Origin of the sequence: [Clostridium] innocuum (genome assembly GCA_012317185.1) — a bacterium.
Taxonomy (GTDB): Bacteria; Bacillota_I; Bacilli_A; order Erysipelotrichales; family Erysipelotrichaceae; genus Clostridium_AQ; species Clostridium_AQ innocuum.
Genome location: CP048838.1, coordinates 2,217,099 through 2,241,826, shown reverse-complemented (window position 1 = coordinate 2,241,826; position 24,728 = coordinate 2,217,099). Strand labels below are relative to the sequence as shown.

Sequence of the window (24,728 nt, the reverse complement as noted above, 5' to 3'; positions counted from 1 at the left end):
AAGCATTGTTTCAAACCGGTGGGGTGAATGAAACAATGCTTCTCTTAATTGAAATCTATGGTTGCCTGTGGATCGTGTTCCTTTAAAAGCTGGATCATTTCCTTACGTTTATCCTCAAAGCATTCATTCTGCGTGCGAAAGCAGGTACAGTGATGCTCGAAGATATCCAGCAGCTGCTCTACGGTGATCGTTTTATTCTTGCAGCCGGTGTTCTGTGAATTGATATTGATATTCCAGGTGCCGATATCATTAAGATAGGCAAAGCCAAGCTCTGTTATGGATAACGGATCGGCGCCGGCAATCACTGCTTTCTTAAAAATTTCCTTTACTGTCATAGCTCTACTCCAATCTTGCTGTGCTTACAGCCAACTGTTTAATATCATAGCGCGATATACTGTAAAATGCAAATGGAGAATAGTGTATTCTGACGCTTTTTTACGAGTCACTATACTGCATGACAGAAAAGGGCTGCGCTCCTGAAGCAGGCGGTTGTATTCTCGGGCTTTGATGTTCGATGTTCGTTTTAATAGGAAGCTGTTAGATGGAGATTGAAATTTCGGATATCACCGCTTGGAAAAGAAGAAGTGAACGGCTGATGCAGCAGTTCAAGGCTGTATTGCGGAAGATCTGAAAAGGCAGGCGGTAAATCAATATCATAGAAATGAAATGAAAACAGATACTGTAGGTGTAATTCCGGCAGTATCTGTTTTTACGTATTTGTTTAGCGGCTGCTATTCGTGGGCATGATATTTTTGAAGCGGGTCATAATATCCAGATTGACAAGTGCTGTGTCCTGATTGTTTTTCAGGTAGCTGCGCCCGTAGGAGAAGGTATCCTGCGGTGTAATGCCATATGCAGCCAGCCGCTTTCGTACTTCTGCCTCATAGGTCCTTGCCTCCTGCAGGGCAGCTCCTGTGCAAATTTTCTTAGAATCAAAGGCATGGATGGCATCATCCATCATAACATCACAATCTCCGTTTTTAAATTTCTTCAGCGTGTTATTTTGATAGGCAGCTGCCTGTACCCACTGAAAGCTCATGGCATCCGTTTTCTTTGTGGTGATTTCCATTGTATAATAGCTTCCGCCTTCTTTGTTTTTGTCGGTTTCCATAAGATAATCGAATATCAGATCCTGATTCTCCAGGCTTAGATAGAAGCATTTGTCATCCAGTGCAACAATACTGTATGTTACATCCCTGTCCTGCAACGCCTTACTCATGGCCTCGTTTTCCGGAGGTATCCCCTTGCAGCCGCTGCAAAGAAAAACGGCTGCCGAAGCTGTGATAAAGCCTCTTAACAATTTATTCATAATCGCCATCCCTTTTTATCTCTTGTCATAAGTATAGCACATTATACTACCGGTTTGGATGGCACCGGATATAAAACATTTTTACATTTTAACGATTGCTTAACAATCTCTTCATTATCCGTTAACATAGGTGTCGTATGATAGAACCGTATTCAAGGAGGAATATGAAAAATGAACATGTGGAAAAAAACTATGACGGCTACCGTAGCCTGCCTGATGACATTCTCACTGGCAGCCTGCGGATCCAGCGATGAAGGAAAAACAGCAGGTGTCAGCGGTGATATCAAAGTATATACGCGAGATTCATCAAGCGGAACCAGAGAGGCATTCGAAAAGGGAGTGGACTTTGAAGGAAGTCTGACAAAGAATGCTATCGAGGTATCCAGCAATGACGATATGGCAGCCAAGGTAGGAGCCGATAAAAACGGTATCGGCTATACATCCCTGTCCACCGATTTCGAGAAAAACGGTGTCAGCGCTCTGCAGTATGAAGGGGTCACAGCGAGCAGTGAAAGCGTACTGGATGGAAGCTACAAGCTGCAGCGCCCGTTTATGTATGTAACAAGGGCAGCAGGTGATTATGGAAGTGATGACAAGGAACAGCTGGTGCAGGCATTCCTGGACTTCATGCAGAACTCTACAGAAGGTATGGCGATCGTTAAGAAAAACGGCGGGGAAGTTGATGAAAGCAAGGCAAAGCCTTGGGATGAGCTTTCCAAAAAATATGAAGCTGTATTAGGGAAGGATAATTCCGCAATCACCATTACGACCTGCGGCTCAACATCCGTAGAAAAAACGGTGAAGGCTTCTCTGGAGGCGTTCTCTCCAATGGCAGGAAACTTCAAATTCACTATGAATCAGTCCGGAAGCGGAGATGCAGTACCAAGAGTGCTTGGAAAAGAAAAAGACGGTCCGAACAAAGGGGATATCGGCTTTGCTTCCCGTGCATTCAAGGAGGATGGCTCAGAGGATATTTCCAAAGCTATGGAAAGCGGACAGTACTGCATCGATGCGGTAGTCGCAGTTGTAAATAAGGAAAATACAGATGTTACATCCTTGACGCAGGCACAGCTGAAGAGCATCTTTACAGGTGAAACGCTGAAATGGGAAGACATCAAATAAAGAAAAGAAGCTAAAAACGTGACTTGCAAGACAGCCTGGATTTCCAGGCTGTCTTATGATGATAAGGATTGGTGAAGAATGAAAAGTTATGTACGAGATAGCATCAGTACAGAGAAAAATCGTAAAAAGCTGAAAAAGGATCAAAGGATGAAGGCAATCTTTCTTCTGGCGGCATTGCTGTCGTCCAGTGCGATTGCCATCATCATTATCTTCATCAGTGTCAAGGGGATTTCTCCCTTTTTGAGCGGCTATTCCTATGGGCAGCAGGATATTGTCTCCTTTCTGACCGGAATGATGTGGCGTAAGGATCAGGGAATCTATGGTGTTGGCTTTATTGTTATCAATACGCTGGTTTCGGCATTCGGCGCACTGGTGATCTCCTTTCCTCTGTCTGTACTGACGGCATTGTTTATTGCAAAAATAGCACCCAAGCATGTCGCAGAGGTCATGACGACGGTAGTGGAGCTGCTTGCCAGTATACCTTCTGTTGTATATGGTGTATTTGCATCCGGTACGATTACCGTGCTGGTCAGCTCGCTTGCATCCTCCCTTGGCTTTGTGACGGCTGGAGGAAGCTCTTTGCTGGCAGTGATTCTGTTGCTGGCGATTATGATATTTCCAACAATTACATCCCTGTCAATCACGGCAATCCGCTCTGTAGACAGAGAAGTGGAGCTTGGCAGTCTTGCACTTGGCGCCACGCGGACACAGACGAATTTCAAGGTTATTCTGACAAGTGCCAAATCCGGAATCTTTGCCGGAGCGATATTGGGCATCGGCAGAGCCTTCGGAGAAGCTACAGCTGTTGCCATGGTAGCGGGAAACAAAATGTTTGGACCGACCGTTAATGTGTTTGATACGACAAGGACACTGACAACAACCATGCTGGCCGGCTTAAAGGAAACGACCGGACTGGATTATGACATACGATTCTCGGCAGGTCTGGTGCTGATGGCAGTCATTCTGCTGTCCAATCTGCTCTTGAATCTGATGAAGAAGAAAGTGGGGAATATGAAATGATACAGACACCCTCCCATCAGAAAAGGAAGCGCCGGTTGTTTGATGGCTTGTGCAACGGGGTAACCTACCTTTCCAGCGGACTAAGTGTATTCGTGCTGATTGCAATTTTTGTCTTCATCTTTTCCAAGGGCTTTTCATCTCTGGGCATTGATCTTCTGAAGGGAAATTACTGGTCTAAGAATTATCTGACCAGTGTGGAAACAACGAAAAATCATCCCGGCAGCTTTGAACGGCCGTCATCCTTGAGTGAGGAAGCGTCCTTCTCCTCGAAATGGGGAATCGGCTTTGTGGATACCAAGGATCAAAACGGCGATGCTATCGTTCTGGTCGAATACATTGATGAGGCATCTCCCTTCCATTATATGAAGGATGAAAGCATTAAGGATAAGGATGTTTCCCTATCTACGGAGGTTGGCTTTCAGGTGGAAAACCTCGGCTATCGGACCAAAAGCGGAGCGACGATGATTGCGGGCAACATCATGTCGCAGAATGCAGCTGAGGTGGCACAGGCACTGGACAGCTCCGCACAAAGCATTACCAAGGTGTATTACAAAACACCGGGCGGCGGTATTCGCGGCTCGATTATATCCACCCTGTATCTGATATTGATTTCGCTGCTGATTTCACTTCCACTGGGAATTGCATCTGCCATTTATCTGCATGAATATGCAAAGCCGAACAGGCTGACATCATTGATTCGCAGCGCCATTGAAATGCTGACGGGCGTACCAAGCATCATCTTCGGTTTGATGGGGGTTGCTGTACTGTTTCCGATTACGCAGCTGTTTGGGGCAACGACGACCAATATCCTGCTGGGCAGCTTCACCATGTCCATCATTCTGCTTCCCACCATCATCCGTTCCACCGAGGAAGCGCTGATCGTTGTACCGCAGTCTTTGCGGGATGCATCATTATCTGTAGGTGCCAATCAGTCACAGACGATTTTCAAGGTTGTGCTGCCCTGTGCGGTCCCGGGAATTTTAACCGGCGTATTGCTGAGCATCGGACGTGTGATTGGAGAAAGCGCGGCATTGATCTATACTATGGGAACCTATGTCAATGACACGCCGACCCTTATGTCGCAGGGAACCAGCCTTGCCGTGCATATTTATAACATCATGAGCAGTGAGCAGCCCAATTTTGAACTGGCCAGTGCAATCTCCATTGTGATTCTGGTGTTCGTACTGATTTTAAATATCTGTGTGAAGCTGCTGAGTAAAAAGCTCAATAAATCCTGGTATTAGAGGAGGAATTCGTATATGAAGAAGGAACCTGTGTTCCATGTGGAGCACCTGAATCTGTTTTATGGAGAAAAGCATGCCCTGAAGGATATCGGCATGGATATCGAACAGAATAAAATAACCGCACTCATTGGACCGAGCGGCTGCGGGAAGTCTACCTTTCTGCGCTGCCTGAACCGCATGAATGATCTGATTGAGGGCTGCCGTATCGATGGAACGATCGAGCTGAATGGGGTGGATGCCTATGGCTCTGAAATGAATGTTGTGGATTTGCGCACGCAGGTGGGGATGGTGTTTCAAAAGCCGAATCCGTTTCCGATGTCAATCTATGACAATATCACCTACGGACCGAAGTGTCAGGGAATCAAGAACCGCAAGACACTGGATGCCATCGTTGAGCAGTCCTTAAGGAAAGCGGCCCTGTGGGAGGAGGTCAAGGATCGGCTGAATGATTCTGCATTCGGTTTATCAGGCGGGCAGCAGCAGCGCTTGTGTATCGCGCGTGCAATCGCCATGGAGCCGGAGGTAATCCTGATGGATGAGCCGACCAGTGCCTTGGATCCGATTGCGACGAATAAGATAGAGGATCTGATGGAGGAATTGAAAAAGGATTATACGATTGTTATCGTTACGCATTCCATGCAGCAGGCATCACGTGTAAGTGACTACACCGCCTTCTTTCTGCTTGGTGAGGTTGTGGAATTCAATAAGACGAGCAGGATATTCCAGCAGCCATGTGACAAGCGTACCGAGGATTATATTACAGGAAGATTTGGATAGAAGGAGGAACCTATGATCAAAATTGATAAAGAGCTGGATACCATGGAGGAAAACGTGCTGAAAATGGGACAGAAGGTTGTCCGTATGCATGAAAAGGTTGTACAGGCCTTAAATTCCCCTAATAAGGAAATCGAGCTGGAAATCGTACAGTCGGATGATATTATCAATCATCTGGAGGAGGAAATCAACGATCAGGCAGTACGCTCTTTGGCGCTGCTGTCCCCGGTTGCCAGTGATCTTCGCAAGGTGGTGGCTGACATCAAAATCGCTTCCGAGCTGGAGCGTATCGGTGATTATGCAAAAAACATTTCCATTTTTCTAATCAAGCACGATGATATGGATGCCTCTATTCTCGATTATGCACAGGCCATGGAAAAGGGCTTTATCGCCATGCTGCAGGAAACGATGACCTGTTATGAGAGCCGGGATATCGATACAGCCTTTGAAATCCCGGAAAAGGATAAGGAAATCAATGTTCTGTATAAGGAGCTGAAAGAGAAAATCCGTCATGATGATTCCAGCTATCTGGTGGAGCACATCTTTGAAATATCCTCCATGCTGCGTAACATTGAGCGGGCAGGGGATCATACAAAGAATATCTGCGAGCATATCATTTATATGATAAAGGGACAGCATTACGACTTTGGATAGATGCTTCGGTTTGCGTAAAAAAGCTGTTTCAACAACTTAGGGCAAGCTAGGCATTTGCGTTCTTTGGTGCGGCCCTTTGTGATTTCTGGAAAGGATAATGTGGGTGGTGAGGGATCAAACGCTTTGGTAAAAAAGTGTCCCATCACCCAATGTGCTGTGTTCACAAAAAAGCATCTTCACCATGTTTCCATGATTCGACAACTGCACAAAAAAAGCTCTGCACACCGGCAGGGCTTTTGCATGTTAATCATCCGTTTCGTTTGGACGAAGGTCCAGTGTCATAGCTTCCTCATTTCCTTCCTTCACGATATTCCAGATATGGTCACCAATACGCTCCAGCGTACCGAGAATATCCACAAAGATACTGGCAGCAACACCGCTTCCGCAGACCTCTCCGGCCATACGCTTGAAATGACGCTGTCTGGCTTTTTCTTCCACCAGGTCCAGATAATTCTCTTTATCATTGATCATCTGAATATAATGTTCTTCGCGGGTAGAGAAATAATTCAATGCAATCTCATTCATTTCCAGAACGGTTTCATACATTTCATTGACATCCCCAACAGCCTCGTCTGTGAAGGCTCCCTTGTCTTCATAGGTCAGCTCATAAAATTCATTCAGATTCATCGTTAAATCGCCAACCCGTTCGATATTCTTGATAATCTGCAGATTGTTGATGAATTCATCTGTATCGTGCTCGCTCAGACTGTTGTGGGCAATCGTCATCAGGTATTCGGTAATCTTGGAATCCAGAGAATTGATAGCATCCTCGTACTGACTGGACATACCCCGGTATTTACCGCTTTTCTTATTGAAATACTCCTGACTCGCCCGGATACAATCGGAAGCAAGCTCTCCCATTTTTACCGTTACCTGCTTGGATACGCCAAGGGCTCCGGCAGGAAGTGATGCGGCTAGCTTTGGATCCAGACCCTCCAGATCGACTTCGATGCGCTCCTCCTCACCCGGTATGATCTTCTTGATGACACTGACCATCAGATTGATACAAGGATAAGCGAGGATGGATATGACAATGGTTCGCAAAATGTGGGCAATGGCAATCTGCATCATCGGTGAGATGCTGTATTTGTATAAAGAAAAATTTTGATTATCCCGAAAAACCCTTGAAATACAAGCACATTCGCAGGATTTCAGATTGATTTTACTACCAATTTACTACTTTTAACGGATTGCGCCTTGATATGCCGGAACATCTTGCGAGCATGAAACAACCCAATACAAACGCGACGCACTGGCGGCGCGGCACGTCGGCAATCACACAATTTCATATAGCACCGCACTGGCGGCGTTACCTTATCCCAACCGGGAAACAAGGAACGCCGCTATTTTTTTACCCTCATGTTACGCAGTAGGGGCAAAAAGAGTCTTGCTACACAAGGCTTTGCGGGTACGGTTTTCACAGGGTAAGGGATTGATACCTAAACCCTTAAAATCGCTGTTCTACCGCGTAACAAATATGCAGCAAAGGAGTTGATGAAGCTATGGCAGTTTTCCGCGTGGAGAGAAACACAGGATATACGGTTATGAGCAACCACCATTTACGCAACAAAGAACTTTCCCTAAAGGCAAAAGGGCTGTTATCGCAAATGCTGTCCTTGCCGGAGGATTGGGACTATACCCTTGCGGGACTGTCCTATATCAACCGGGAAAAAATCGACGCTATCCGCGAAGCTGTCCGGGAGCTTGAAAGAGCCGGATATATTCAGCGTTCAAGGGAGCGCGACGAGAAAGGACGCTTGCGGGGAACTGATTACATCATCTATGAGCAGCCGCCTAACTTGGATTTACCTACATTGGAAAATCCTACGCAGGAAAAACCTACGTTGGAAAATCCAATGCAATTAAATAAAGATATACAAAAGACTGACTTACCAAAAAAAGAAAAATCAAATACGGATTTATCAAGTAACCATTCCATTCCTATCCTTTCCCCTAACCCCTCTCCTTTGAGGGAAGAAACGGCAGAGCCGGAACGGAAAGGAACGGAAGCGGCAGACGCATACAGCGTGTATGAGGAAATCATCAAGGACAATATCGAGTATGAGCATTTTATCAAGCATACCAACATTGACAGGGAACGCTTGGACGAGATTGTGTCCCTTATCCTTGAAACTGTCTGCACCAAACGAAAGACAATTCGTATCGCCGGGGACGATTATCCGGCAGAGCTTGTCAAAGCAAAGTTTATGAAGCTGAACAGCAGCCACATTGAATTTGTCTTTGACTGCATGAAAGAGAACACCACGAAAATCCGTAACATCAAGCAATATCTGAAAGCGGTACTTTTCAACGCGCCCAACACCATTGACAGCTATTACACCGCCCTTGTCAACCACGATATGTACGGCGGCTATTAAAAAACAGGAGGATTTTAATATGACACAGAAAACAGGAGCTTTGATTTTTGATGAAACGGCAGACCGTTACGACATTCGCTTTGACCTTAACGACTACTACGGAGGATTGCATTGTGGGGATTGCCTTGAAGTGTTTGTACGCGGCAAATGGAAGCCGACCCGCATGGAGTACGGGGACAACTGGTATCTTGTCGGTGTGAGGGCTTCGGATTTGAACGGGCTGCGGGTGCGTATCTAAAGGCGGCATGAAAAATGTACGCCTTATTTTTATGCCCCGAAGCGGCACACCACCCTAACCAAACTATGAAAGGAGGGATTTCATGCAAGATGAAGTCAATGAAAAAGTCGTGTCTTTAGCAATCAAAACATCTAAGCTGACCGCCGAAGTGCTGCAAAAGGCTATGAAAGCCCTGCTTGCCAAAGGCAAAGGGCAGCTAACCAAAGCCCCGCATGGGAAAATCACTATGCGGCAGCTTATGAAGCAGGGAGAAAAGGTTTCCAACATTGAGATTACCGACCAAAATATCAAAGCCTTTGACCCTATCGCAAGGAAAAGCGGGCTTGATTACAACGTCAAGAAGATTGAGAACGGCAAGCCGCCGACCTATCTTGTGTCTTTTAAGGGCAAGGATATTGACGTTATGACCGAAGCGTTCCGGGAATTTACCGCAAAGAAATTAGGCAGGGATAAAAAGCCCTCTATCCGCAAGCTGCTTTCCACTCTGAAAGACAAGGCGGCAGCTCTGAACGCACAGAAGGACAAAGTGAAGAAAAAGGACAGGGAGGTATCGCTATGAAGCCGGAACTTAAAAAGCTGCTTATCCTAAATGCCCCCTATCTGCTCTTTGTCTATCTCTTTGACAAAATCGGACAAGCGGTACGCCTTGCGCCGGGGGCTGACCTTTCCGGCAAGGTGCTTTCCCTTGCAGACGGCTTTTCCGCTGCCTTTGCAACCCCGCTTCCGAGCCTTGCCCCTATGGATTTGCTTATCGGTATTGTGGGGGCTGTCCTTATCCGGCTTATGGTGTACTTCAAAGGCAAGAACGCGAAGAAATACCGAAAAGGTATCGAATACGGTTCAGCCCGTTGGGGCAACGCCGAAGATATAAAGCCCTATACCGACCCGGTATTTCAAAATAACGTGCTTCTGACACAGACGGAACGGCTTACCATGAACAGCCGCCCGAAGCAGCCGAAGTATGCAAGGAATAAAAATATCCTTGTTATCGGGGGAAGCGGCAGCGGCAAGACGAGATTTTTTGTGAAGCCCAACTTAATGCAAATGCACTCAAGCTACGTTGTAACTGACCCGAAAGGTACGGTTTTAGTCGAGTGTGGGAAGCTCTTACAGCGCGGCGGGTATCGGATAAAGGTGCTGAACACGATAAATTTTAAGAAATCCATGCGTTATAATCCCTTTGCCTATATCCGCAGCGAAAAAGACATTTTGAAACTGGTAAATACCTTGATTGCCAACACCAAAGGGGACGGGGAAAAAGCCGGGGAGGATTTTTGGGTAAAATCGGAACGGCTCTTTTACTGCGCCCTTATCGGCTACATTTGGTACGAAGCCCCGGAGGAAGAAAAGAACTTCACGACGCTGCTTGAAATGATAAATGCCAGTGAAGCCCGCGAGGACGACCCGGAATTTCAGTCCCCCGTTGACCTCATGTTTGAACGGTTGGAGGAAAAAGACCCGGAACACTTTGCCGTCCGGCAGTACAAGAAATTCCTGTTATCTGCGGGAAAGACACGAAGCTCTATTCTCATTTCCTGCGGTGCGCGGCTTGCCCCTTTTGACATTAAGGAGCTGCGCGACCTTATGGAAACCGACGAAATGGAGCTTGACACCATAGGCGACCGCAAGACCGCCCTGTTTGTTATCATCAGCGACACCGACGATACTTTTAACTTTGTCGTGAGTATTCTTTACACGCAGCTTTTCAATCTGCTTTGCGACAAGGCAGATGATGAATACGGCGGCAGGCTGCCCGTCCATGTGCGCTGTCTGTTAGACGAGTTTGCAAATATCGGGCAGATACCGAAGTTTGAAAAGCTCATAGCCACCATACGAAGCCGGGAAATCTCCGCGTCGATTATCTTACAGTCGCAAAGCCAGTTAAAGGCAATCTATAAGGACAACGCCGATACCATAGTCGGCAACTGCGACACCACCCTTTTCTTGGGCGGCAAGGAGAAAACCACCCTCAAAGAAATGTCGGAAATCTTGGGGAAAGAAACCATTGACAGCTTCAACACTTCCGAGAACCGGGGGCGCGAGGTATCGCATGGGCTGAACTATCAGAAGTTAGGCAAGCAGCTTATGACGGAAGATGAAATAGCGGTTATGGACGGCGGGAAATGTATTTTACAGCTACGAGGGGTGCGCCCGTTCTTCTCTGATAAGTACGACATTACAAAGCACCCCAACTATAAATATCTTTCCGACTATGACAAGAAAAATACTTTTGATATGGAAAAGCATTTAAGGCGCAGACCCGCCCTTGTGAAGCCGGACGAAGTATTTGACTACTACGAAATCAGCGAAAGCGATTTGCAGGAGGACACCGACCATGAATAGACGTATCAGAAAGAAAAAGGACAAGAAAATCACAGAAGCCATAAACGGGCTTGTTTCGATTGCTGAACGACGGGAACAGCAGCGGCAGGCTGCTATCCGGCAGTTTGTGAAACGGTGTGAAGCCCTGTATGAGCAGCAGCGAAAAGAAAGGAGGAATTGACGCAGTAACAAAGAAAAAGACAACTTGCATGATACGCGCCCCTACAAAAATTCCTATCGCCCACACTGACAACTGAATACCGCCGCGCAGCAGACATTTAGGCAGCGCGGGGACTTATGACCGCGGCAGTTTGAAAACTGACCGCCGTTTTTTATGCCCTTTTACGGGCAAGCCGCATTTGCGGCAGAAAGGAGTTTTATGGAATTTTTCAACAGCGCAATCGGCGTATTACAGACTTTGGTTATCGCTCTTGGAGCAGGACTTGGCATTTGGGGCGTTATCAATCTCTTGGAGGGCTACGGAAATGATAATCCGGGCGCAAAATCACAGGGCATTAAGCAGCTCATGGCGGGCGGCGGCGTTGCCCTTATCGGCACTATCCTTGTACCTCTGCTTTCCGGCTTGTTCGGTTAAGCGCGGGTAGCTGCCTATGCAGAGCATACTTGACGCGATTAACGAATGGATAAAGGAAATCCTTATCGGAGCGATAAACGGTAATCTGTCAACTATGTTCGGGGACGTAAACGAAAAAGTCGGGACTATCGCAAACGAGGTAGGACAGACCCCGCAGGGTTGGAACGCAAATATTTTCAGCATGATACAGACCCTTTCTGAAAATGTAATCGTTCCGATTGCGGGGCTTGTCATTACCTATGTCCTATGCTACGAGCTAATCAGCATGGTAACGGAAAAGAACAATATGCACGACATAGACACATTCATGTTCTTTAAGTGGATATTCAAAGCCTTTGTCGCGGTGTTTATCGTAACCAACACGTTCAACATCACAATGGCGGTCTTTGATATGGCGCAGCATATCGTTTCCGGCGCAGCGGGGGTTATCGGCGGCGATACGAATATCGACGTTGCCGAAGCCCTTGCCGCCATGCAGGAGGGGCTTGAAGATATGGAAATCCCCGAACTGCTCTTACTTGTGCTTGAAACAAGCCTTGTAAGCCTTTGCATGAAAATCATGTCCGTACTGATAACCGTTATCCTCTACGGCAGAATGATAGAGATTTACCTTTACTGTTCGGTATCGCCTATTCCATTTGCGACCATGACCAACAGAGAATGGGGACAGATTGGAAACAACTACCTAAAAGGGCTGTTCGCTCTTGGTTTTCAAGGCTTCCTCATTATGATATGTGTCGGTATTTACGCCGTACTGGTAAACGATATGATAATCGCAGACAATCTGCACAGCGCGGTATTTTCCCTTGCCGCCTATACGGTTATCCTCTGTTTTTCCCTGTTCAAATCCGGCACACTGGCAAAATCCATATTCAACGCCCACTAAGGGCAGAAAGGAGGTATTTTCTTGGCGTATGTACCTGTACCCAAAGACCTTTCCAAAGTCAAAACAAAAGTCGCTTTCAATCTGACAAAGCGGCAAATCGTTTGTTTTGCGGCGGCTCTCTTAATCGGACTGCCGCTGTTTTTTTTGCTCAAAGGCAGCGCAGGGACAAACCTTGCGGCTATGGCGATGATTGTCGTCATGCTCCCCTGTTTCCTGCTTGCCATGTATGAAAAACATGGGCAGCCCCTTGAAGTGGTGGTAAGAAATGTCGTTCAGACAAAGTTTACCCGCCCAAAGGAGCGACCTTACAGAACCGAAAACCTATACGCTGTCTTGGAAAAGCAGCGAAAACTTGAAAAGGAGGTATCAGCGATTGTCAAAAGGACAAACAAAAAAGACGCGGGAAGCCGCAGGAAACAGGCGTAAGCTGACCCGCGCCGAAAAGAAACAGATTGCCGAAGCTATCCGAAAGGCAAAGGGGGACGGCAAAGCCCGCACCGCACAGCAGACCATTCCTTACCTTGCCATGTACCCGGACGGTATCTGCAAGGTTACGGAAAAGAGATATTCAAAGTGCGTCGTGTTCGAGGACATCAATTATCAGCTTGCACAGGCAGACGATAAGACCGCCATTTTTGAAAACTGGTGCGATTTCCTCAACTACTTTGACGCGAGCGTGAGCGTGCAGCTTTCTTTCATCAATCAAGGGACGCAGCGGGAACAGGCAGAAAAAGCTATCACTATCCCGGCACAGGAGGACGCTTTTAACTCTATCCGCACCGAGTATTCGGATATGCTGAAAAATCAGCTTAGTAAAGGCAACAACGGGCTTGTGAAGCACAAATACATTACCTTTACCGTTGAAGCCGATAACAAGGCGGCTGCAAAATCAAGACTTTCCCGTATCGAAACCGACGTGTTTAACAATTTCAAGGTGCTTGGCGTAACCGCCCGCCCCTTATCCGGCTATGAACGCTTAAAGGTGCTGCATGGGGTATTCCACCCGGAGGGCGAGCCGTTCTCCTTTTCCTTTGACTGGCTTACCCCGTCGGGGCTGTCTACAAAGGATTTTATCGCCCCGTCCTCTTTCCGTTTTGGCGAGGGCAGATATTTCCGCATGGGGAAGAAAATCGGCGCGGCGAGCTTCCTTGAAATCCTTGCGCCGGAGCTTAACGACCGTATGCTTGCCGACATACTGGACTTGGAAACAGGGGTAATCGTCAATTTACATATCCGCAGTATCGACCAGTCGGAAGCAATCAAGACCATTAAGCGCAAAATCACAGACCTTGACAAGATGAAGATTGAGGAACAGAAAAAAGCGGTTAGAAGCGGCTATGACATGGATATAATCCCGTCCGACCTTGCCACCTTTGGCAGCGAAGCAAAGAACTTGTTGCAGGACTTACAGAGCCGCAACGAGCGAATGTTTCTCCTTACGTTCCTTGTGGTAAACATGGCAGACACGAAGCGGAAACTGGAAAATGATATTTTCGCTGCGGCGGGTATCGCACAGAAATACAACTGCCGCCTGACACGCCTTGACTATCAGCAGGAAGCAGGGCTTTTATCCAGTGTGCCGATTGGGGAAAACCTTATCCCGATACAACGGGGGCTTACCACATCAAGCACCGCTATTTTCATTCCCTTTATCACGCAGGAGCTTTTTCAGACGGGGCAAGCCCTGTACTATGGCTTGAACGCCCTTTCTAACAACATGATACTCTGCGACAGAAAGCAGCTCAAAAATCCCAACGGGCTTATATTGGGAACGCCGGGAAGCGGAAAATCTTTTGCGGCAAAAAGGGAAATGACAAATGCTTTCCTCATTACCGACGACGACATTATCATCTGCGACCCGGAAGCCGAGTATTTTTCCCTTGTGCAGCGTCTTAATGGGCAAGTGATACGTCTTTCCCCTACGGGCAGGGGCATTGACGGCAAGCCCCAGTATGTAAACCCTATGGACATAAACCTTAATTACAGCGAGGACGACAACCCCCTTGCGCTGAAAAGTGATTTTATCCTTTCCCTTTGCGAGCTTGTTATCGGAGGCAAGGAGGGTTTGCAGCCTGTCGATAAGACCGTCATTGACAGGGCTGTAAGAAATGTGTACCGCCCGTTCCTTGCAGACCCCGACCCGGCAAAAATGCCTATCTTGGGCGACCTTTACGACGAGCTGTTAAGACAGCCGGAGCCGGAAGCTGCCCGTATCGCGGCGGCATTGGAGCTGTATGTTTCCGGCAGCCTTAACGTATTCAACCACAGAACCAACGTGGAACTTTCTAACCGCCTTGTCTGCTTTGATATAAAGCAGCTTGGAAAGCAGCTTAAAAAGTTAGGTATGCTCATTGTGCAAGACCAGACATGGAACAGGGTAACGATAAACCGGGCAGAGAAAAAGGCGACCCGCTACTATATGGACGAATTTCACTTGCTCTTAAAAGAGGAACAGACCGCCGCTTACAGCGTGGAGATTTGGAAGCGTTTCCGTAAATGGGGCGGTATCCCAACAGCCATTACGCAGAACGTCAAAGACCTTTTGGCAAGCCGCGAGGTGGAAAATATCTTTGAGAACAGCGATTTTGTCCTCATGCTCAATCAAGCGCAGGGCGACCGTACTATCCTTGCAAAGCAGCTTAATATTTCCCCGCAGCAGATGAAGTATGTTACCCACACCGAAGCGGGCGAGGGGCTTATCTTCTATGGAAATGTGGTGCTGCCTTTTGTAGACCGCTTCCCGAAAGATACCGAGCTTTACAGGGTAATGACAACGAAGCCGGAGGAAGTTTCCGAAAGCGGAAAGTGAGGTGCAGACCATGAAGCAATATAAATCCCGCGATAAAATCACACAGAAAATGACCCGCGACGGGCTTATTGAGGTAAACGAAACACAGCAGACCGCCGAGCGTATCAGTAAACGGGAACAGGACGCGGATTTTCAAAAGTCCCCGGAGCAGCAAGCGGCGCAGGACGGGACGCAGCTTCAAGGTGTAGCGTCCCAAACTTCCCCGTTACCCCACGCACCGGGAGCTTCCCCCGCAAGGGACACCGCCACAGCAGAGCGCGTTATGGAGCATATCGAAGCAGCACAGACCCGCAGAGCCAGTAAAAAAGCGGTACATAAAGCACAGGAGGAAGTTACCGTACAAACAACATCTTCCCGCTTGCAGTTTACCGAGGAAGAACTTGCCGTCCCGGAACTGGAATGCTATATTGAGAAATCAAACAAAGCCGCTGACCGACTGGACGCAGCAAAGGCAGCTATCCCGAAGCAAAAGAAACTGGTTAAGGAGCGCACCTTTGACGAAGCCGCAGGAAAGGCAAAGACCCGACTTCACTTTGAAGAACAGGAAAAACCGATACCCGGCGGCAAAAAAGGAAACCCGCTGTCCCGCCCCGCACAGGAAGCAGGGATTTTCGTCCACAACAAGATACATTCCGTTGAAAAGGACAATTCCGGCGTTGAGGGGGCGCATAAATCGGAGGAACTTGCCGAGCGCGGCGCGAAATACGGGGCGCGGAAGTTAAAACAGGGCTACCGCAGCCATAAGCTGAAACCTTACCGGGAAGCGGCAAAGGCAGAAAAGGCAGCATTTAAGGCAAACGTCAACTTCCAGTATCACAAAACCCTGCACGACAACCCGCAGCTTACTTCTAACCCGCTTTCCCGTTTCATGCAGAAACAGCAGATAAAACGCCAGTATGCAAAGGCGGCAAAGAAAGGAGGGGCAAAAGCCGCAGCGGAAGCCACAAGAAAGACGGCGAAGAAAACCGCCGAGGAAACGAGGAAAGCCGCCGCATTTGCGGCAAGACACCCGGCGGGCATTTTGATTGCAGTTGCCGCGCTGCTTCTCTTTATTATGATTTCCGCAGGGCTGTCCTCTTGCGGGGCTATGTTTTCGGGCTTGACAAACGGGGTGCTTGGCACTTCCTACACATCCGAGGACAGCGACCTTGTGGCAGTTGAAAACAACTATGCCGCATTGGAAAACGGGCTGCAAAGTGAGATTGACAATATCGAAAGCACCCACCCCGGCTATGATGAATACCGCTACGACCTTGACAGTATCGGGCATAACCCCCACGAACTTGCGTCTTATTTGACCGCCCTCTTGCAGAGCTACACCCCGCAGAGCGCACAGGCAGAGCTTGAACGTATCTTTTCCATGCAGTACACCTTGACGCTGACCGAGGAAGTGGAAATACGCTACCGCACCGAAACAAGTACCGACCCGGAAACCGGGGAAACCACCACCGAGGAAGTCCCTTATGAGTATTACATCTTGAATGTGAAACTGACAAATAAGCTGATTTCCGAGCTTGCGGAGGAACTTCTTACGCCACAGCAGCTTGAAATGTTTCATGTGTACTTGGAAACAAGCGGCAACAAACCGCTGATTTTTGGCGGCGGTTCTCCCGACGGAAGCCCGTCTGAGGATTTAAGCGGCGTGGAGTTTGTAAACGGTACGCGCCCCGGAAATCAAGAGCTTATGGAACTTGCAAAACAGCAAGTCGGAAACGTGGGCGGCTACCCTTACTGGTCTTGGTACGGCTTTAACAGCCGCGTGGAATGGTGCGCCTGTTTTGTATCATGGTGCTACAATCAAGCCGGAAAAAGCGAACCCCGATTTGCGGGCTGCGAATGGCAGGGTGTCCCTTGGTTTCAGTCAAGGGGACAATGGGGCGCACGCGGCTATGAGAATATCGCACCGGGCGACGCAATCTTTTTCGATTGGGATTTAGACGGTGTTGCCGACCATGTGGGGCTTGTGCTTGGCAGGGACGGCAGCCGCGTCTATACCGTTGAGGGCAATTCCGGCGACGCTTGCAAGATAAAGAGCTATGACCTTAACTATCAATGTATCAAAGGCTACGGGCTGATGAACTGGTAAAGCAGCCCAAAAAAAGAAAGGAGAAATGACCTATGGCAAACAATAAAATCGACCGTATCAATAAGGAAATCGCAAAGACCCGCGAGAAAATCACAGAGTATCAGAACAAGTTAAAAGGACTGGAAGCGCAGAAAACCGAAGCGGAAAACCTTGAAATCGTGCAGCTTGTACGAGCTATGCGTCTGACCCCGCAGGAACTGAACGCTATGCTGTCCGGCGGCGGTATTCCCGGCATGACTGCCGCACCCGCAGAAGAAAACGAACAGGAGGAAAATGCAGATGAAGAATAAACTGAAAAAGACCATGACTGCCCTTTGTGCCGCCCTTATCCTTATGGGCGGTTTTTCTGTCCCTGCCTATGCACAGGGCGCAGCCACAGAGCCGCCCGCCGGGGACGCGACCAACGACAGTAATGTAGTTGTGGAGGAAAAAGAGGAAACGCCGCCCCTTACCCCAAAGGGAAACGCTACACTGGTTGACGATTACGGCGGCAATAAGCAACTTATCACTGTTACCACCAAAGGCGGCAACTATTTCTATATCCTCATTGACCGCGCCGCCGAGGGCGAACAGACCGTACATTTCCTAAATCAAGTGGACGAAGCCGACCTTATGGCACTGACCGAAAACGGCGAAGCTGCCAAAAAGCCGGAAATCTGTAACTGTACGGAAAAATGCGAAGTCGGAAAGGTAAACACGTCCTGCCCGGTATGTGTTACCAGTATGACAGGCTGCACAGGCAAAGAACCTACCCCAACACCAACGGAGCAGCCGGAAGAACTGAAAGAAAAAGGCGGCAATCCCGGTGTGGTGCTTGCCTTAGTCCTCTTTGCCCTGCTTGGTGGCGGCGCAGCGTTCTACTACTTTAAGTTTCTAAAGCCGAAGCAGAATGTAAAGGGCGATACCGACCTTGAAGATTTTGAATTTGAGGACTACGACGAGGACGAGCCGGAAGCAGATACCGGGGAAACTCCCGAAGATGAAGAAACGGAGGAAGAAACCCTATGACCCTGTTTACCAACAATCCCTTTGAAAAGATGATGATACAGAAACCGAACGGGCGGCGTGATAATGCGCCGCCTGTTCCTTATCCCCCTGCTTGTGCTTCCTGCCCTTACAAGGGACAGTCCCCTTGTGTGGGGTACTGTCTGAAACAGGTACAGGAGAAAAAGAAAACCGAGCCGGAACGCTGAAAGGAGGAACTTATATTTGATTTTAGTTATCGCAGAAAAGCCCAGTGTGGCACAGACAATCGCTGCCGTACTGGGGGCAAAGGAAAAGAAAGACGGATTTCTCACAGGAAGCGGCTATATCGTTTCTTGGTGCGTGGGACATTTGGTAGGGCTTGCGGAAGCTGCCACCTACGGGGAACAATATAAAAAGTGGAGCTATGACAGCTTACCGATTTTGCCGCAGGAATGGAAGTACACCGTTGCTTCTGACAAGGAAAAGCAATTCAAAACCCTAAAAGAGCTTATGCACCGGGCAGACGTTTCCGAAGTCGTCAATGCCTGCGACGCGGGGCGCGAGGGCGAACTCATTTTCCGCTTTGTCTATGAAATGGCGGGCTGCAAGAAACCTATGCGCCGCCTTTGGATTTCTTCTATGGAGGACAGCGCAATCAAAGAGGGCTTTTCCCGTCTGAAGAACGGCGAGGAATACGACGCGCTCTTTGCTTCCGCATTGTGCAGGGCAAAGGCTGACTGGTTAATCGGTATCAATGCCACCCGCCTTTTCTCTGTCCTTTACAATCATACCTTGAACGTGGGACGCGTACAGACCCCGACCTTAAAAATGCTTGTTGACCGGGACGCAGCGATTACCACATTTAAGAAAGAAAAATACTACCATGTGCGCCTTGTCTTATCCGGCGCGGAAGCTGCAAGCGAAAAACTATCTGACCGTTCCGAAGCTGACAAGCTGAAAGCTGCTTGCGAAGTGTCAAAAGCAGTCTGTGCTTCCCTTGTGAAAGAGAAAAAGACCGCAGCCCCGCCGAAGCTCTTTGACCTTACTTCTTTACAGAGGGAAGCAAACCGCCTGTTCGGTTATACCGCAAAGCAGACCCTTGACCTTGCACAATCTCTGTATGAAAAAAGACTTCTTACTTATCCGAGAACAGACAGCGCATTTCTGACCGACGACATGAGCGACACAGCGGCGGGCATTATCAAGCTGCTTTGTGGGAAATTTTCTTTTATGGCGGGAAAAGACTTCACGCCGGAGCTTGGAAAGGTGCTGAACAGTAAAAAGGTATCAGACCACCATGCCATTATCCCGACTATGGAGCTTGCAAAGACCGACCTTGCCACGCTGCCGGAAAGCGAAAGGAATATCCTTACCCTTGCCGGGGCGCGTCTGCTCATGGCGACCGCTGCACCGCATACCTTTGAAGCGGTTACAGCAGTTTTTGAATGTGCCGGACAGTCTTTTATCGCAAGGGGAAAAACGGTGCTGTCCGACGGGTGGAAAGAGATTGACCGAAGATACAGGGCAGCCTTAAAGAACAAGCCCGAAACGGACGACGCAGACAGTGACACAGAAAAGACCCTGCCGCCATTTACCGAGGGACAGACCTTTGAAAATCCGACGGCAAAGGTAACGGAGCATGACACAACACCGCCAAAACCTCACAACGAAGCGTCGCTGCTCTCTGCTATGGAGCGCGCCGGAAGTGAGGACACCGACCCGGACGCAGAACGCAAAGGGCTTGGAACTCCCGCCACCCGCGCCGCCGTCATTGAAAAACTGGTAAAGGGCGGCTTTGTGGAGCGAAAAGGCAAGCAGCTACTTCCCACAAAGGACGGTATCAATCTTGTGTGTGTCCTGCCGGACACCTTGACAAGCCCGCAGCTTACCGCAGAATGGGAAAACAATCTGACGCAGATTGCCAAAGGCAAGGCAGACCCCGCCGCATTTATGGAGGGTATCGAGGATATGGCGCGGGAACTGGTAAAGACCTATCCGTTTCTTTCTGATGATAAAGCGCAGATGTTCAAGCCGGAACGGGAAGCGTTGGGAAGCTGCCCCCGCTGCGGTTCTCCTGTCTATGAGGGAAAGAAAAACTACTATTGCAGCAATAAGGAATGTAGCTTTACCATGTGGAAAAATGACCGTTTCTTTGAAGAACGAAAAGTAACCTTTACCCCCAAAATTGCCGCTGCACTCTTACAATCCGGCAAAGTAAATGTGAAAAAGCTCTATTCCCCAAAGACGGGCAAAACCTACGACGGAACTATCGTATTGGCTGATACAGGCGGGAAATATGTCAACTACCGCATTGAACTGTCGAAGAAGAAATAACTGAATAGCAAGCATAGGAAAAGAGTACCCTTTTCCGTAAAATCCCTGCTTTCTCTACCGAGAACGGCGGGGATTTTTGCTTGTTGGGAAGTTTCCCAAACCCTCTGTTTTATGGAGGGTTTTACCCTCTGAAACCGAAGAAAGGAGGTTACACATGGCAAGTTTACGGGACACCGTAAAGGACTATCAAGAAGAATTAAGGGACGGTATCGCTTGGGTGGCGTTTTGGAAAACGGGACGTTCTTGGAACGCCGAATATTTCCACCTTGAAATGAGCGACTACATTTACCCGGAGGACAGAAGCCGCATGGAAGAAATCAAACAGGCTGACCCTGCCGCCGTTGTGGTAAACGGCTATTATTCCGGCTATCTTGGCGAGGATATGAACCTTGACGAGCTGACCGCCGGGGTGCGCCGCCACTACGAAAACGGATATAGCAATATCGGGGAATTTATCGAAGCCCACGACGACAGGCTGCCGCCGGAGCTTATCGAGGAAGCAAGAGCCGCCGCCCACGCTGCGGGGCTTCCTTTCTCTGAAAAAGCCTACCGGGACGGCGAAGAACCCGACCCCTATATTTTTGACGGGAGCATGAGCATGGAGGACTACGAACTTATGCACCGTATGATTGAAAACGAAAGGAGCGAACGCATGGTAGAAACGATTTTAAGCGGGTATCTTTCTAATCTTGGAAAGTACACCGAGGGCAGACCTGCGGGCGAATGGGTATCATTCCCCACGACTGCCGAGCATTTGAAAGAAGTCTTTGACCGTATCGGGATAGACGGCAAAAACTACGGGGAGCTGCATATCACAGAATACCAGTCCTCTATTGCAGGACTGGCAGGAAAATTGACCGAGCTTGAAAGCCTTGACGAACTGAACTATTTGAGCGAACTTTTGAAAATGCAGTTTGACGACGACCGGGAAAAATTTGTTGCAGCTATGGAATACGGCGACCATACAAGGGACTTGCAGGATATTATCAACCTTGCACAAAACCTTGATTGTTACTGGCTTTACCCGTCCGTACAGAGTGAGGAAGATTACGGGCATTATCTGATTGAAGAACTGGACGAGTTGGAGCTGCCCGAAGAAGCAAAAAAATATTTCATGTATGAGGAATACGGGCGGGACGCTGCTATCAATGACGGGGGCAGCTTTACCGAGCAGGGCTATATCTACAATAACCGCAACACCTTTACACAGTGGTACGACGGGCGCGACGTGCCGGAGGAATACCGGGTAACGCCGCAGCCGCCAGTACAGGAAAAGGAACAGGCAGACCTTGACGCTTCCGCAGCCATACAAACCGCCGCCACAGAGCAGCCCCCGGTTCTCCCGATTATCCTATCTTCTGAAAAGCCCGCCGATAAAATGAAAGAGATTACCGACCGACTGGAACAGGGAATTTTAGGACTGTATGAAAGCGACCGTTACGCCGATTATCTGCGTACCATGTCAAAATTCCATGATTACAGCCTTAACAATACAATCCTTATCGCCATGCAGGGCGGCAATCTTGTGAAAGGCTATAAACAATGGGAAAAGGAATTTGACCGCCATGTAAAGCCCGGAGAAAAAGCTATCAAGATACTTGCACCGTCCCCGTTTACCGTCAAGAAGCAGGTGGAAAAAATCGACCCGGACACCCAAAAGCCTGTTTTCGATAAGGACGGAAAACCTGTTACCGAAGAAAAAGAAATCAAGATACCCGCTTTTCGTGTAGTATCTGTCTTTGATATTTCACAGACCGAGGGAAAAGAACTTCCTGCCCTTACCTATGAGCTTACGGGCAACGTGGAACAATACAAGGATTTTTTCGCTGCCCTTGAAAAGACTTCCCCGTTTGCTATGGGATTTGAAGCACTAAGCGGCGGCGTAAAAGGACGCTGCAATTATGAGGAAAAGCGTATCTTCATCAACGAGGGCATGGACGAATTGCAGAATATCAAGACCGCAATCCATGAAATCGCCCACGCCACGCTGCATGATACCGCCCTTGCCATGCCGGAACGCCCCGACCGCCGCACCCGCGAGGTACAGGCGGAAAGCGTCGCCTATGCGGTCTGCCAACATTACGGGCTTGATACGTCGGACTATTCTTTTGGGTATATCGCCGGGTGGAGCAGCGGAAAAGAACTTGCAGAACTGAAAGGCTCTCTTGAAACAATCCGCAGCACCGCCGCAAATCTGATTGATACCATAGACGGACATTTTGCAGAAATCCAAAAGGCACAGGATAAGGAACAGACCACCGAACAGGCACAGCCCGCACAGGAAGCCGCCAAACAGCCCGAAACAAAAGCAGCCGCGCCGGAGCTTCCCGAAGAAACAGCCCCGGTACAGGAAAAAGAAGCACAGCCGGAACAGGCTGCACCCGCCGCCCCTTATTATACTATCAATGAAGCTGCCGCCAAACGTGCAAAGGATATGAACAGTTTTTCCGATTATAAGCAAGGCAGCGCGACGGCTGAATACAGGCACTATGTAGATGAAGCCGTACAACTTGCAGAAAGGCAGAAACAGCGGGTAGACCCGATGTACCATGAGAAAATCGACAGCCTGCTTGACACCTATGCCCGGAAACTGGCGGCGAACATGAATAAAGGCTATGAGATTGACGCGCGTGTTCCCTCTATCCTGATTGCGGGCGGCTCTAACTTCCCCACAAGGAAGAAAGAAAAGCAGAACGCAGCCCGCGACAGCAATTACCGGGAATGGCAGGACATACAAGGGCTTCTTGATAAAATCCGCAGTACCGGCATGGGCGGTATCAGCGCAGACGACCCGCAGGCAGTACAGAAGTTAGAAAAGAAACTGGAAAGCCTTGAAAAATCACAGGAAACCATGAAAGCCGTAAACGCCTACTACCGCAAGCATAAGACCCTTGACGGCTGCCCGCATTTACCGCCGGAGGAACTGGAAAAATTGAAAGCAGACATGGCGAGCAGTTGGCATTTGGAGGACAAGCCCTTTGCGACTTGGGCGTTATCCAACAACAGCGCAGAAATCCGGCGCGTGAAAGACCGTATCAAATCCCTTTCACAGCAAAAAGAAATCGGTTTTGTAGGTTGGGAATTTGACGGCGGCAAGGTGGAAGCAAACACCGAAGCGAACCGACTGCAAATCTTCTTTGAGGATAAGCCGGACGAAGCCACGCGGGAAGCCTTAAAAAGTAATGGCTTCCGTTGGTCGCCAAAAGCCGGGGCATGGCAGCGGCAGCTTACCAGTAACGCCTACTATGCGGCTGATTATGTGAAAGCGATTGCTCCCCTTACCGGGGAAAAGCCTACCGAGTTACAGCGGGCGCATATCCGGCAGCAAAAGGTAGCTGCACAGGAACAACCCGCACAGGAGCAGCCGGAGCAGGAAGCCCCACAGGACAAAGACACCTTTTCCATTTATCAGATAAAAGGCGGGGACGAAACAAGGGACTTGCGTTTTGAGCCTTACGACCGTCTGATTGCCGCCGGACACCGGGTAGACCCGAAAAACTATGCCCTTGTCTATTCCGCACCTCTTACGCCGGGGACTTCCCTTGAAGATATTTACACCCGCTTTAATATCGACCACCCGAAAGATTTTAAGGGACACAGCCTTTCTGTTTCCGACGTAGTGGTGCTTCATCAGAACGGGCAGGACACCGCCCACTATGTAGACAGCTTCGGTTATAAGAAAGTGCCGGAATTTTTGCAGCCGGAAAACTATCTGAAAACTGCCGAGCAGACCACCGAGCAAAACTACAACATGATTGACGGGCAGATAAACAACACCCCGACCGTCGCAGAATTGGAAGCAAAGGTAAAGACAGGAGAAACCATTTCCCTTGTTGACCTTGCGGAAACTGTCAAGGCTGACAAGGAACGTGGCAAGGCAGCAAAAACGGAAAAGAAGCCCTCTATCCGGGCGCAGCTTAAAGCAGCGAAAGAACAGACACCGAAGAAACAGGCAAAACAGAAAACACAGGATTTGGAAAGGAGCTGACGC

At 48.8% G+C, this 24,728-nt stretch carries 22 protein-coding genes and 1 pseudogene; 20 read left to right on the top strand and 3 right to left on the bottom strand.

Going from position 1 to position 24,728, the window contains the following annotated elements:
* Positions 1 to 44 precede the first annotated feature (44 nt).
* Positions 45 to 335, bottom strand: coding sequence for a hypothetical protein (locus G4D54_10800; GenBank protein ID QJA02897.1), 291 nt, complete (start codon positions 333 to 335; stop codon positions 45 to 47).
* A 386-nt stretch (positions 336 to 721) separates the two neighbouring features.
* Entirely contained in the window at positions 722 to 1,309 is a 588-nt protein-coding gene (locus G4D54_10795; protein QJA02896.1) for a hypothetical protein, read from the bottom strand.
* Positions 1,310 to 1,480: 171 nt separating this feature from the next.
* Here G4D54_10795 and G4D54_10790 point away from each other — a divergent pair, with 171 nt between their 5' ends.
* The 5 genes from G4D54_10790 to phoU all read left to right on the top strand — a co-directional run bounded on the left by G4D54_10790 (position 1,481) and on the right by phoU (position 6,123).
* Positions 1,481 to 2,431, top strand: coding sequence for a hypothetical protein (locus G4D54_10790; GenBank protein QJA02895.1), 951 nt, complete (start codon positions 1,481 to 1,483; stop codon positions 2,429 to 2,431).
* Between the two features lie 78 nt (positions 2,432 to 2,509).
* Entirely contained in the window at positions 2,510 to 3,451 is a 942-nt protein-coding gene (pstC, locus tag G4D54_10785; protein ID QJA02894.1) for a phosphate ABC transporter permease subunit PstC, read from the top strand.
* Positions 3,448 to 4,695 (top strand): phosphate ABC transporter permease PstA, encoded by a 1,248-nt coding sequence (pstA, locus tag G4D54_10780; protein QJA02893.1) that lies wholly within the window; start codon positions 3,448 to 3,450, stop codon positions 4,693 to 4,695. The genes pstC and pstA overlap by 4 nt, the downstream gene beginning before the upstream one ends.
* 15 nt (positions 4,696 to 4,710) lie before the next feature.
* Positions 4,711 to 5,472: a phosphate ABC transporter ATP-binding protein gene (locus G4D54_10775; GenBank protein QJA02892.1), complete on the top strand. Its 762-nt coding sequence runs from the start codon at positions 4,711 to 4,713 to the stop codon at positions 5,470 to 5,472.
* Between the two features lie 12 nt (positions 5,473 to 5,484).
* Positions 5,485 to 6,123, top strand: coding sequence for a phosphate signaling complex protein PhoU (gene phoU / locus G4D54_10770; protein QJA02891.1), 639 nt, complete (start codon positions 5,485 to 5,487; stop codon positions 6,121 to 6,123).
* A gap of 243 nt (positions 6,124 to 6,366) precedes the next feature.
* On the opposite strand, the pseudogene G4D54_10765 reads toward phoU, so the two are convergent.
* Positions 6,367 to 7,212: pseudogene (locus G4D54_10765) on the bottom strand (Na/Pi cotransporter family protein).
* Positions 7,213 to 7,625: 413 nt separating this feature from the next.
* On the opposite strand from G4D54_10765, the gene G4D54_10760 reads away from it, so the two are divergent.
* The 15 genes from G4D54_10760 to G4D54_10690 all read left to right on the top strand — a co-directional run bounded on the left by G4D54_10760 (position 7,626) and on the right by G4D54_10690 (position 24,725).
* Positions 7,626 to 8,501 (top strand): helix-turn-helix domain-containing protein, encoded by an 876-nt coding sequence (locus G4D54_10760; GenBank protein QJA02890.1) that lies wholly within the window; start codon positions 7,626 to 7,628, stop codon positions 8,499 to 8,501.
* A 19-nt stretch (positions 8,502 to 8,520) separates the two neighbouring features.
* Entirely contained in the window at positions 8,521 to 8,739 is a 219-nt protein-coding gene (locus G4D54_10755; GenBank protein ID QJA02889.1) for a DUF5348 domain-containing protein, read from the top strand.
* An 82-nt stretch (positions 8,740 to 8,821) separates the two neighbouring features.
* Positions 8,822 to 9,298 carry a PcfB family protein gene (locus G4D54_10750; GenBank protein ID QJA02888.1) on the top strand — a complete coding sequence of 159 codons (477 nt, stop codon included), beginning with the start codon at positions 8,822 to 8,824 and terminating at the stop codon, positions 9,296 to 9,298.
* Complete coding sequence (locus G4D54_10745; GenBank protein QJA02887.1) at positions 9,295 to 11,082, top strand: type IV secretory system conjugative DNA transfer family protein; 1,788 nt, start codon at positions 9,295 to 9,297, stop codon at positions 11,080 to 11,082. The genes G4D54_10750 and G4D54_10745 overlap by 4 nt, the downstream gene beginning before the upstream one ends.
* The gene (locus G4D54_10740; GenBank protein ID QJA02886.1) at positions 11,075 to 11,242 is read left to right on the top strand and encodes a hypothetical protein; all 168 of its coding nucleotides are present in this window, start codon (positions 11,075 to 11,077) and stop codon (positions 11,240 to 11,242) included. Before G4D54_10745 ends, G4D54_10740 begins: the two co-directional genes overlap by 8 nt.
* 198 nt (positions 11,243 to 11,440) lie before the next feature.
* Complete coding sequence (locus G4D54_10735; protein ID QJA02885.1) at positions 11,441 to 11,656, top strand: conjugal transfer protein; 216 nt, start codon at positions 11,441 to 11,443, stop codon at positions 11,654 to 11,656.
* Between the two features lie 16 nt (positions 11,657 to 11,672).
* Positions 11,673 to 12,542 carry a hypothetical protein gene (locus tag G4D54_10730; protein ID QJA02884.1) on the top strand — a complete coding sequence of 290 codons (870 nt, stop codon included), beginning with the start codon at positions 11,673 to 11,675 and terminating at the stop codon, positions 12,540 to 12,542.
* 21 nt (positions 12,543 to 12,563) lie between these two features.
* Positions 12,564 to 12,968 carry a PrgI family protein gene (locus tag G4D54_10725; GenBank protein ID QJA02883.1) on the top strand — a complete coding sequence of 135 codons (405 nt, stop codon included), beginning with the start codon at positions 12,564 to 12,566 and terminating at the stop codon, positions 12,966 to 12,968.
* Positions 12,916 to 15,351, top strand: coding sequence for a conjugal transfer protein TraE (locus G4D54_10720; GenBank protein QJA02882.1), 2,436 nt, complete (start codon positions 12,916 to 12,918; stop codon positions 15,349 to 15,351). Before G4D54_10725 ends, G4D54_10720 begins: the two co-directional genes overlap by 53 nt.
* A gap of 49 nt (positions 15,352 to 15,400) precedes the next feature.
* Entirely contained in the window at positions 15,401 to 17,437 is a 2,037-nt protein-coding gene (locus G4D54_10715) for a CHAP domain-containing protein (GenBank protein QJA05187.1), read from the top strand.
* A gap of 32 nt (positions 17,438 to 17,469) precedes the next feature.
* Entirely contained in the window at positions 17,470 to 17,727 is a 258-nt protein-coding gene (locus G4D54_10710) for a DUF4315 family protein (GenBank protein QJA02881.1), read from the top strand.
* On the top strand, positions 17,717 to 18,445 hold the full coding sequence (locus G4D54_10705; GenBank protein ID QJA02880.1) for a DUF4366 domain-containing protein: 729 nt from the start codon (positions 17,717 to 17,719) through the stop codon (positions 18,443 to 18,445). Before G4D54_10710 ends, G4D54_10705 begins: the two co-directional genes overlap by 11 nt.
* On the top strand, positions 18,442 to 18,630 hold the full coding sequence (locus G4D54_10700) for a hypothetical protein (protein ID QJA02879.1): 189 nt from the start codon (positions 18,442 to 18,444) through the stop codon (positions 18,628 to 18,630). Before G4D54_10705 ends, G4D54_10700 begins: the two co-directional genes overlap by 4 nt.
* A 16-nt stretch (positions 18,631 to 18,646) precedes the next feature.
* Positions 18,647 to 20,737 (top strand): DNA topoisomerase III, encoded by a 2,091-nt coding sequence (topB, locus tag G4D54_10695; GenBank protein QJA02878.1) that lies wholly within the window; start codon positions 18,647 to 18,649, stop codon positions 20,735 to 20,737.
* Positions 20,738 to 20,891: 154 nt separating this feature from the next.
* Entirely contained in the window at positions 20,892 to 24,725 is a 3,834-nt protein-coding gene (locus G4D54_10690; protein ID QJA02877.1) for a DUF4316 domain-containing protein, read from the top strand.
* Positions 24,726 to 24,728: the final 3 nt, after the last annotated feature.

Bases quoted from the DNA above. Each gene is read 5' to 3' on its own strand.
- G4D54_10800 (QJA02897.1), bottom strand. From the start codon at position 335: ATGACAGTAAAGGAAATTTTTAAGAAAGCAGTGATTGCCGGCGCCGAT.
- pstA (QJA02893.1), top strand. From the start codon at position 3,448: ATGATACAGACACCCTCCCATCAGAAAAGGAAGCGCCGGTTGTTTGAT.
- phoU (QJA02891.1), top strand. From the start codon at position 5,485: ATGATCAAAATTGATAAAGAGCTGGATACCATGGAGGAAAACGTGCTG.
- G4D54_10755 (QJA02889.1), top strand. From the start codon at position 8,521: ATGACACAGAAAACAGGAGCTTTGATTTTTGATGAAACGGCAGACCGT.
- G4D54_10750 (QJA02888.1), top strand. From the start codon at position 8,822: ATGCAAGATGAAGTCAATGAAAAAGTCGTGTCTTTAGCAATCAAAACA.
- G4D54_10735 (QJA02885.1), top strand. From the start codon at position 11,441: ATGGAATTTTTCAACAGCGCAATCGGCGTATTACAGACTTTGGTTATC.
- G4D54_10790 (QJA02895.1), top strand. From the start codon at position 1,481: ATGAACATGTGGAAAAAAACTATGACGGCTACCGTAGCCTGCCTGATG.
- G4D54_10745 (QJA02887.1), top strand. From the start codon at position 9,295: ATGAAGCCGGAACTTAAAAAGCTGCTTATCCTAAATGCCCCCTATCTG.
- pstC (QJA02894.1), top strand. From the start codon at position 2,510: ATGAAAAGTTATGTACGAGATAGCATCAGTACAGAGAAAAATCGTAAA.
- G4D54_10715 (QJA05187.1), top strand. From the start codon at position 15,401: ATGACCCGCGACGGGCTTATTGAGGTAAACGAAACACAGCAGACCGCC.
- G4D54_10700 (QJA02879.1), top strand. From the start codon at position 18,442: ATGACCCTGTTTACCAACAATCCCTTTGAAAAGATGATGATACAGAAA.
- G4D54_10710 (QJA02881.1), top strand. From the start codon at position 17,470: ATGGCAAACAATAAAATCGACCGTATCAATAAGGAAATCGCAAAGACC.
- G4D54_10730 (QJA02884.1), top strand. From the start codon at position 11,673: ATGCAGAGCATACTTGACGCGATTAACGAATGGATAAAGGAAATCCTT.
- G4D54_10705 (QJA02880.1), top strand. From the start codon at position 17,717: ATGAAGAATAAACTGAAAAAGACCATGACTGCCCTTTGTGCCGCCCTT.
- G4D54_10795 (QJA02896.1), bottom strand. From the start codon at position 1,309: ATGAATAAATTGTTAAGAGGCTTTATCACAGCTTCGGCAGCCGTTTTT.
- G4D54_10760 (QJA02890.1), top strand. From the start codon at position 7,626: ATGGCAGTTTTCCGCGTGGAGAGAAACACAGGATATACGGTTATGAGC.
- G4D54_10690 (QJA02877.1), top strand. From the start codon at position 20,892: ATGGCAAGTTTACGGGACACCGTAAAGGACTATCAAGAAGAATTAAGG.
- G4D54_10740 (QJA02886.1), top strand. From the start codon at position 11,075: ATGAATAGACGTATCAGAAAGAAAAAGGACAAGAAAATCACAGAAGCC.
- G4D54_10775 (QJA02892.1), top strand. From the start codon at position 4,711: ATGAAGAAGGAACCTGTGTTCCATGTGGAGCACCTGAATCTGTTTTAT.